Here is an 8,282-nt window from a genome sequence, read left to right as displayed (position 1 = left end):
GGTGCGGAAATATCCGCTTGGATCTGTCTTTCTTTGGCTTCCCGCAGCAGGAACAGATATTTCGCTTCCGCTATCTTCTCGAAGATACGCAAATCTTCCGGCAAATCATAGGCATTCTGCTGCAGTTGAGCCAAAGTAGTGTAATGTTGATGGACATCGCTGATCAAGTCGACCAGTTTTTCGTCGTATTTCTGCTTTAAGTGTCCCTGCTTCTTGCTTGCGCTGTTCAAATGGAATGCCATTTTGTTTTCCGTTCCCCCCGTTGTTCCTACCCTTGTTACAGTTCCCGGCGCCCATCGATGGCACGGAAGAGGGTCATCTCATCCGCGTATTCGATATCGCTGCCGACCGCCAGCCCGTAAGCCAGACGCGTCACTTTGATGCCCGCCGGCTTGATTAGACGCGAAAGATACATTGCTGTCGCTTCCCCTTCGGCTGTCGCATTCGTTGCGATGATGATTTCCTTGACTGTCTCATCCTGCAGGCGTTTGATCAGACTGGCGATGTTCAGATCTTCCGGTCCGGTCCCTTCCATCGGCGAAAGGACGCCATTCAACACATGGTACAAACCGTGGTATTCGCGGATTTTCTCCATCGACATGATGTCGCGGGGATTTTCGACCACCAGGATAATGGACTTGTCCCGGGTATTGTCCGCACAGATGTTGCATGGATCTGATTCGGTAATATTACCGCAGATGGCGCACTGGTGTAAATCCCTTTTTGAACGGATCAGCGCATCCGCGAACGCCAGCACAGCCTCCTCGTCCATATCCAGACAGAAAAAGGCCAACCGGGCTGCCGTTTTTTGCCCGATGCCCGGCAGTTTCATGAAACTTTCGATTAATTTCGCTATCGGTTCTGGGTATTGCATTTCAGTTAAATCCCCTTTTCTTCTCTCAAAAGAAAGGAGGCTGGGACTAAAGTCAACACTGCCCGACTTGTCTCACCCTCGCTCCCCTCATTCATTTCGCTTATTGCCTGTAGCCTGGCTTAGAAGCCCGGAATCGCGCTGGCAAACTTGCCCAATTTCGCTTTCGTTGCTTCATCGATCTTGCTTAATGCGTCATTAGTCGCCATCAGGATCAGATCCTGCAGCATTTCCACATCTTCCGGATCGACCGCTTCAGGTGCGATGACAACGTCGGTCACCTTCTTGTTGCCGGTCATCGTGATTTTGACCAAATCATTTGAAGCCGCACCGACAAACTCCGTTATGTTGAGTTCTGCTTGTGTCTGCTCCATTTCTTTCTGCATTTTTTGCATTTGTTTCATCATGCCTTGCATATTTCCCATTCCGCCTCGCATTGTATGACTCCCTCTCTGTTTGTGTATTTTAGTTTGTGTTCATAGCTTATATTTATTTCGAACGCTGTCAGTCCTCAACGACAGTTACGACTTGGTCCCCGAAAAGGCTCAGCGCCTGATCGACGACTTCCTGTTCCTTTTGCTCCTCTATCACAATCGGATCGGTCTCGACCGAAAAATCATCGGCGAAATTCCCGGGGTGATAGTCACCGCGGTAACCGTCTTCCATTTCCGGCATCGGCGGTTCCGGCGGCAGATCCAGATCGACCGGCTTATCCTTACCGGCTGTTGCCGAAGCCTGCTGTTTAGGTGTAGCGGGTGGTGCCGCCTGCTTTGGCGCGGCTTTTTTCGGTTCACCCACGGATTCAGCAGCTGGGCTGTCGTTCCGGTTCTGGATGTAGTTGCGTCGTACCGAAGTCCACTGCTCTTCCGTCAAGCACACCAATTCGCCGGGACGCTGCAGCATCCGCTGCGTTGCGGCATCCACGGCCGCCTGCAGTTCAGCATCTTCCGTCGCTTTTTGGCAAAGGATATCATACTGGAACGACAGGATAAAGCTGGTCGGACTCGCCGCCACCGGATTGGCCTGCTTGAGCACGGCACGCTGGGTGACCGAGAGCACATCCAGGATATCCGTCCAGAAATCACGAACGCGGGCAAGATCTTGCTTCGTCGCCTCGCCCAAAATCTGGTAAGTCCGCCCCATGTTGGGTTTGAAACCGGCTGAGGTGTTCGACGAACGGACCGTTTCTTTTTTGGCCGGTGCCGCTTTAGCACCCTCCTGGGAAACGGTAAGATTCCCGGAAGCGATCAGTTCCTGCAGCTTCGCAAGTTCCTTTTTGACGAGCTCCAATTCGTGCGCCAACCTCTGGACTTCTCCGTTCGGCGCCGCTTGTGCGCTCGGAGCTGCCGCCTGTGCGTGCGCCTTGGATTGGGACAGCTTCACCGCCAACACTTCCAGATAGATATCCGGTTGCGTCGAGAAGCGCATCTCACTTTGCGTTTCGTTAAAGGCTTCGATCATCTCGTAGAGGAACGTTGCCGGTGCCTCCTGCGAGAAAGTCTGGAAAGCTTCGCTGTATTGTTGCGTGTTGTCCGCAAAGGCCTTGCCTTTTGTCTGCTGATAGACTAGCACATCCCGCGCAAACAGGATCATCTCCTCAAGGAAACGGCCGGCCTCTTTACCGGCACTCAGTATTTCCTGCAGCAGTTGCAGCGCCGATTCCGTCTCTTCATGCAGCAACGCACTGGAGAAGGAAATCATCATTTCCTCCGTCAGACTGCCTGACACTTTCACCGCATTTTCGAAAGTGACCGATTCCGACCCGTAGGAGATAATCTGATCGAGCAAGCTGAGCGCATCCCGCATCCCGCCGTTCGCGGAGCGCGCGATGACATGCAGCGCCTGATCATCGTAGCCGATCTTCTCCTCCTGCAGGATATAGGCCATCCGGTTGATGATGTCCTGATAGGAAATCCGCTTGAAGTCGAACCGTTGCGTCCTGGAAATGATCGTCAACGGAATCTTGTGCGGCTCCGTCGTCGCCAAAATGAAGATGACATTTTCCGGCGGCTCCTCCAGCGTCTTCAGGAGCGCATTGAAGGCCCCGGTCGAGAGCATATGGACCTCATCGATGATGTAGACTTTGTAGTCGGCTTGGGTCGGCGCATAACGCGCTTTGTCGCGGATGTCCCGGATTTCCTCCACGCCGTTGTTGCTGGCGGCATCGATTTCGATGACGTCGTTCAAGCGTCCTTCGGTGATGGCCTTGCATGTTTCACATTCGTTGCACGGCTCCCCGTCGACGCGATGATGACAGTTGATGGCTTTCGCAAAAATCTTGGCTGCACTCGTCTTACCCGTTCCGCGCGGCCCGGTAAAAAGGTAAGCATGGCTCGTTTTCCCCTGTATTAAGGCGTTCTTCAGCGTCTGCGTGACCGCTTCCTGACCTGCGATGTCTCCGAACCGCTGCGGGCGCCAAACCCGATATAGTGCTTGATAGCTCATCCTTTTCCCTCTTTCACTTTTGCTTCGTCCATCTATTATAAGGGAAAAACAGGAAAATAGGAAGGCACGGCTCTGCGGCTTTCCTGAGTAATATAAGCTTATATTTTGCTTGATTCTGGGGGATTTCAGCCCATTTAAAACAAGGAAATAATATTAATTGACAAAAAGTAAGCTATGGATTATAGTAATTCTATCGAATATTTCGAATTCGTATTAATTAAATTTGTGATACTATTCCGGCAAGAACGAACTTCAAATAAAAACGACAATAGACAATAAAGGGGAAAATGAACATGACAGCATTTTGGGATTTGGGCAAAGTTGCCTTGAAAGTCAATGATCTGAAGAAAATGACGCAATTCTATCAGGAAGCGCTGGGCTTGGATTTAATGGAAGAAAAGGAAAATTCGGTTGTATTGGGGGTTGCTGCGGACAACGCGCCTCTGGTGGAGCTGATCAAGCTCCAATCTCCGGCTGCCCGCAAAAGAACGACTGGACTTTTTCACTTGGCGATTCTTTTGCCGACCCGTGCGGACTTGGGATCCATCCTATACCATTTGCTGACGAAGAAATACGGCATTGATGGCGCGAGTGATCACGGCTACAGCGAAGCCATTTACTTCAACGATCCGGAAGGCAACGGCATCGAAATCTACCGCGACAAAGAGCTGTCGGCTTGGGATGTCCGTCCGGATGGCAAAATCGAGGGCATTACCGAAGCGATGGATGCGGATGGCGTAATCGGAGCGATGGTCAAAATTTATGACGGCATCCCTGCCGGTTCAATAATGGGACACGTCCATCTGACCGTTCACGATCTGGTCGAAACCCAACAATTTTATGAAAATGTGCTCGGCATTTCATTGAAATCGGACTTTTTCGGACAAGCAAAATTCTTCGCCGCCGGAAACTACCATCACCACATCGGATCGAACATGTGGGCTGGAAAACATCTGCCTGCCGCTGAAGAGAACCAACTAGGCTTGGCGTACTTCACTTGGGTAGTTGCTGACAGTACTGCCTATGAAGCGTTGAAAGGCAGATTGGTTCACGCAGAGGTTTCGTTTGAAGAAGCGGACAACACACTTATCTTCAAAGACAACAGCGGCATCGAGATCCATGCTGTCATTCATCAAGGCGAGTAATTAAATTATATCCAAAAAGCGTAACCGGCGGGAATCCCCTGCCGGTTACGCTTATTAAATTCCTCCCAATATAAACCCTATCAAGTAAGCAGCAACAGCTGCTAAACCGCCTATAATCAACATTTCCAGTCCGGATCTCAGCCAGTTTGACTGGGTAATAAGAGATTTCAATGCTCCTAAAAGAAACAATGTCACACCGGTCAGAACAGAAGCAACAAAAAAAACATGCTCATTCAGATCCGGCACGAACATGGAAAGAACATATACTAAAAGCGGAGTCATTCCAAAAATAAAGAAAGAAAAAAAGGTAACGATAGCATTTTTCAGTGGCCCATCCTGGATCTCATCACTGCCATGCCCATTTGTGATCCTTTGATCAACAAATGATGTTTCATATTTGGCTAACGTATAGGCTATGGATTGAGCATCTTTAGTTGACATGCCTTGGTTCTCATAGGCATTCACTAAACTTTCTATTTCATCATCAATGTTTTCAACCACTTCTCGGCTTTTTTGTTTTTTGAGACCGAGATTGTACTCATTCTCAGATTTCGAAGAAAGATAGTCACCTACAGCCATTGAAAAGCCGTCAGCCAAGAGGTTAGAAAAACCGAGAATGATAACCACTTTCATAGCCAGCGACGCACCCGCAACACCTGAGACTACGGCAAATGTCGTAACAATTCCGTCCAATCCACCATAGACTATACTTTTGATGTATTTTCCGCCTTTAAATTTTTTCTGTTCTCCTTTTATCAAAGGATTACCCATAACTCACGCTCCTTCAAAAACTTCTTATCATCTCTTCCTTATATTTATTTTACTACATTCCAGCTACATAACAGGCCTCAACAGTCTGCCTTATCATAATTCATTAGTGCAAAAGAAGGCAAAAAAAATACAGGCATAGAATGAAACTTCCACGGTTTACTGAAAGAGCGTCGTAAAGCCCCTTGCTTGAGCTATGGGGATATAAGACGTGCGGTTAGTTGTATTATGTGTAAATACGCTATATAATTAATGTATGGAAAATAAAAAATATAAATCAAATAATAACATCACTTATTCTTGCACCTACCATGTTGTCTGGTGTCCAAAATATCGGCGAAAGGTCCTTGTCGGACCAGTGGCGGCACGCTTAAAGGAGCTCATTGTAGAAACGTGCACCGCTCTATCCCTCGAAATTCAGGAAATGGAGATCATGCCAGACCACGTTCACCTCCTATTGGATATAGACCCACAATTCGGGGTTCACAAAGCAGTCAAACGCATCAAGGGAACTTCTTCCCGCGTGCTGAGACAGGAGTTTAAGGAGCTGACGACGAAGCTACCCACGCTTTGGTCGAATAGCTATTTCGTTTCCACGGTGGGTGGGGCACCGCTTGAAATGATGAAGCAATACATTCAAAGCCAAAAGACCTCACAACGCCAGTAAATACAAAGCAATCATCAGGAAAGGAGGAACACCTATGGCTAAAAGCAAAACAGCTTCATTTGTCGTAGAGCTGCGACTTGTCACGTATCAAAATGAACAAGCAGTGCTGGATAAGCGTTTCAAAATCGCTGAAAAACTGTATAACAAGGTCTTGTATCATGCGCGGACGCAGCTGACAGAGTTGTATAAGAACCGTCGATACCAAGACGTGCTGGCAGAACGCCGCTTGTCCATCAAAGCAAAGGACAAGGAATGTGTGACGGCTTGCAACAAGGAGTTGCAAGCTATCCAAAAGACCTTTGGTATGACCGAATACGCTTTGCATGCTTACATCGGACGGATGCGCGAGGCGTACAAGAAGCATATCGACAGCTTCACAGCACAGAAAATCGCTTCTACGGTCTGGATAAGTGTGTCCTCCCTTCTGTATGGCAAAGGCAAAAAGGTACGCTTCAAAAAATTCGGACAGCTGGAATCGTTGGAAGGCAAGTCGAACGCTACAGGTATGCGCTTCAAAGGCGACCGTTTGGAGTGGAACGGGCTGGTTCTGCCCGTCAATATCCGTGCCAACGATTTATTTGTTCGGGAATCCCTTTCCTTGCACCGGGTGAAATACTGCCGCATCGTGCGCAAGGCGTTCAAGGGCGGCAATCAGTACTTCCTGCAACTGGTGTTGGAAGGCATCCCGCCGGTGAAACGCAACAACAATGCAGGGATGCCCCGCCGAAAACCCGCTCCGAATGCGGAAGTGGGCATCGATATCGGCACCTCTACGGTGGCGGTAGCAGGTGATGACGGCGTCATCTTGAAGGAATTGTTTCCGGAAGGAAAGTCCTATGACCGCGCGATTCATCTGTTGCAACGTAAACTGGACCGGAGTCGCCGCGCAACTAACCCCACCAACTTTAATGTCGACGGCACCGTCAAGCAGGGTGTCAAGTTGACCTGGGTACGGAGCAGGAACTACATGAAAATCGTGTTTCGCTTGAAGGACCTCTACCGCCGTCGGGCGGTGGCCTTAAAGGAAGCTCACAACAAAACCGCCAATGCCATCCTGGCACTGGGTAATCAGGTTTATGTGGAGGAAATGGATTTCCGCGCATTGATGAAGCGGGCCAAAGAGACCACTGTCAATAAGGACGGGCGATTCAATCGTAATGGGCGCTATGGCAAGTCCATCGGCTATCATGCGCCGGCTATGTTGGTTGGCATCGTGAAGCAAAAAGCGCCCCAAGAAGGGGGCGCCCTGCAAGAGGTGGATACCTTTAAATTTCGTGCCAGCCAGTACAACCACGTAAATGATACATATATTAAGAAGACACGTGATGAACGTACGACCCTTGTTGGAGGGCAGCTTGTCCAACGGGACCTGTACAGTGCGTTCCTCCTGAAAAATAGCCAACCGACACGCAACGAAACTGACCGCACAAAATGCAGCACGACGTTCGCCACCTTCATGGCCCACCACGACACCTGCATCCAGACACTCTGCCAATCAACCGAACGCCAGTCCAGCAATTTCGGACTGCGAGACTTTCAATTTGCTTAACAAATGTATATAGCAACCAAAAGGTTCAGCTGCGAGCCTTCAACGTTAATGGTGCCACTGGGCGCCTTGTTGAGAGAGTCTAAGGGCTATTGGGAATAGAACGGAAATAGAAAAACGACATCTCCACTTTTGTGGAAATATCGCCAGTACGGTCCGTGACGTCCCAACCGCCCTTGGAACCCCCTGTATTTATCCATGGGGAGCAGTCAGCCAAAAAAGCTCCAGCGAGTGCGCCTAAGACACCACCGACAATTAGAGACCAAAGAAAGTCCATTTTTTACTCCTCCTTCTTATAAAGAAGCCCGCAGTAACCATGTGTCTATACCTTGCTCGTTACACTGCAATTATATAAGGAATGACCTACATTATAAAGTATTTGCACTTGAAGCGAGATGGCTTCCGGAAGAGGAAACTTGAATTTGTCAGATAAATCTCTTACAGCAATACAAAAAGCTCCCGGAATCCATTCTTTCGGGAGTTTTTGGGTGCTTGCCTTACTTAGCTTTCAATATACTTGTCTTCATGCGTATCATCGTCACCTGGAACATACGTTGTTTCCTGCTCCAAAACATCTCCCATTGACTCAACATCAGGATGAGAATTCAGCAGACATTATTTACCCGTTCGTTTGTTTTGTTCTTGATTATAGCGATCCCCTACAATTTCTAATTGATCCACTGCATGGTTAATGTCGTTCAGCTCTTGTTTACTAAAATGAATGGACGTTGCACCAACATTTTCGTCTATTCTACTCAATTTTGTTGTTCCTGGAATAGGTACAATCCAATCTTTTTGTGCCAATAACCACGCAAGCGATACCTGTGCAATCGTCGCTTC

Annotated in this window: 9 protein-coding genes; 3 read left to right on the top strand and 6 right to left on the bottom strand. The window is 48.6% G+C overall.

Going from position 1 to position 8,282, the window contains the following annotated elements:
• From WBV27_RS05385 to dnaX, 4 genes are all read right to left on the bottom strand, one after another.
• The coding region (locus tag WBV27_RS05385; protein WP_424200106.1) for a YaaL family protein at positions 1–242 on the bottom strand (242 nt) is incomplete at its 3' end.
• Between the two features lie 35 nt (positions 243–277).
• A complete protein-coding gene (recR, locus tag WBV27_RS05380; RefSeq protein WP_086630105.1) occupies positions 278–874 on the bottom strand; it encodes a recombination mediator RecR in 597 nt (198 codons plus the stop codon).
• 119 nt (positions 875–993) lie between these two features.
• Positions 994–1,308 (bottom strand): YbaB/EbfC family nucleoid-associated protein, encoded by a 315-nt coding sequence (locus WBV27_RS05375; protein ID WP_086630106.1) that lies wholly within the window; start codon positions 1,306–1,308, stop codon positions 994–996.
• A 67-nt stretch (positions 1,309–1,375) separates the two neighbouring features.
• Positions 1,376–3,316 carry a DNA polymerase III subunit gamma/tau gene (gene dnaX, locus WBV27_RS05370; RefSeq protein WP_424200103.1) on the bottom strand — a complete coding sequence of 647 codons (1,941 nt, stop codon included), beginning with the start codon at positions 3,314–3,316 and terminating at the stop codon, positions 1,376–1,378.
• A gap of 293 nt (positions 3,317–3,609) precedes the next feature.
• On the opposite strand from dnaX, the gene WBV27_RS05365 reads away from it, so the two are divergent.
• Positions 3,610–4,461 carry a VOC family protein gene (locus WBV27_RS05365; RefSeq protein ID WP_424200101.1) on the top strand — a complete coding sequence of 284 codons (852 nt, stop codon included), beginning with the start codon at positions 3,610–3,612 and terminating at the stop codon, positions 4,459–4,461.
• 54 nt (positions 4,462–4,515) lie between these two features.
• Here the strand turns inward: WBV27_RS05365 and WBV27_RS05360 are convergent, their stop codons facing one another.
• Positions 4,516–5,232: a VIT1/CCC1 transporter family protein gene (locus WBV27_RS05360; RefSeq protein ID WP_424200099.1), complete on the bottom strand. Its 717-nt coding sequence runs from the start codon at positions 5,230–5,232 to the stop codon at positions 4,516–4,518.
• Between the two features lie 253 nt (positions 5,233–5,485).
• On the opposite strand from WBV27_RS05360, the gene tnpA reads away from it, so the two are divergent.
• Both tnpA and WBV27_RS05350 read left to right on the top strand, forming a co-directional pair.
• The gene (gene tnpA / locus WBV27_RS05355) at positions 5,486–5,896 is read left to right on the top strand and encodes an IS200/IS605 family transposase (RefSeq protein WP_424200097.1); all 411 of its coding nucleotides are present in this window, start codon (positions 5,486–5,488) and stop codon (positions 5,894–5,896) included.
• A gap of 34 nt (positions 5,897–5,930) precedes the next feature.
• On the top strand, positions 5,931–7,445 hold the full coding sequence (locus WBV27_RS05350; RefSeq protein ID WP_424200095.1) for a hypothetical protein: 1,515 nt from the start codon (positions 5,931–5,933) through the stop codon (positions 7,443–7,445).
• 612 nt (positions 7,446–8,057) lie between these two features.
• Here the strand turns inward: WBV27_RS05350 and WBV27_RS05345 are convergent.
• Positions 8,058–8,282, bottom strand: a 225-nt coding sequence (locus tag WBV27_RS05345; protein WP_424200093.1) for an aldo/keto reductase, incomplete at its 5' end; no start/stop codon positions are given.

The sequence above is a fragment of the Trichococcus sp. genome (genome assembly GCF_049589555.1).
Classification (GTDB): domain Bacteria; phylum Bacillota; class Bacilli; order Lactobacillales; family Aerococcaceae; genus Trichococcus.
The sequence above is the reverse complement of the archived record's forward strand: the minus strand, read 5'-3'. Positions and strand labels throughout refer to the sequence as shown.

Excerpts from the sequence above, each read along its gene's own strand:
- tnpA (WP_424200097.1), top strand. The coding sequence starts at position 5,486 with ATGGAAAATAAAAAATATAAATCAAATAATAACATCACTTATTCTTGC.
- WBV27_RS05350 (WP_424200095.1), top strand. The coding sequence starts at position 5,931 with ATGGCTAAAAGCAAAACAGCTTCATTTGTCGTAGAGCTGCGACTTGTC.
- WBV27_RS05365 (WP_424200101.1), top strand. The coding sequence starts at position 3,610 with ATGACAGCATTTTGGGATTTGGGCAAAGTTGCCTTGAAAGTCAATGAT.
- WBV27_RS05375 (WP_086630106.1), bottom strand. The coding sequence starts at position 1,308 with ATGCGAGGCGGAATGGGAAATATGCAAGGCATGATGAAACAAATGCAA.
- dnaX (WP_424200103.1), bottom strand. The coding sequence starts at position 3,316 with ATGAGCTATCAAGCACTATATCGGGTTTGGCGCCCGCAGCGGTTCGGA.
- recR (WP_086630105.1), bottom strand. The coding sequence starts at position 874 with ATGCAATACCCAGAACCGATAGCGAAATTAATCGAAAGTTTCATGAAA.
- WBV27_RS05360 (WP_424200099.1), bottom strand. The coding sequence starts at position 5,232 with ATGGGTAATCCTTTGATAAAAGGAGAACAGAAAAAATTTAAAGGCGGA.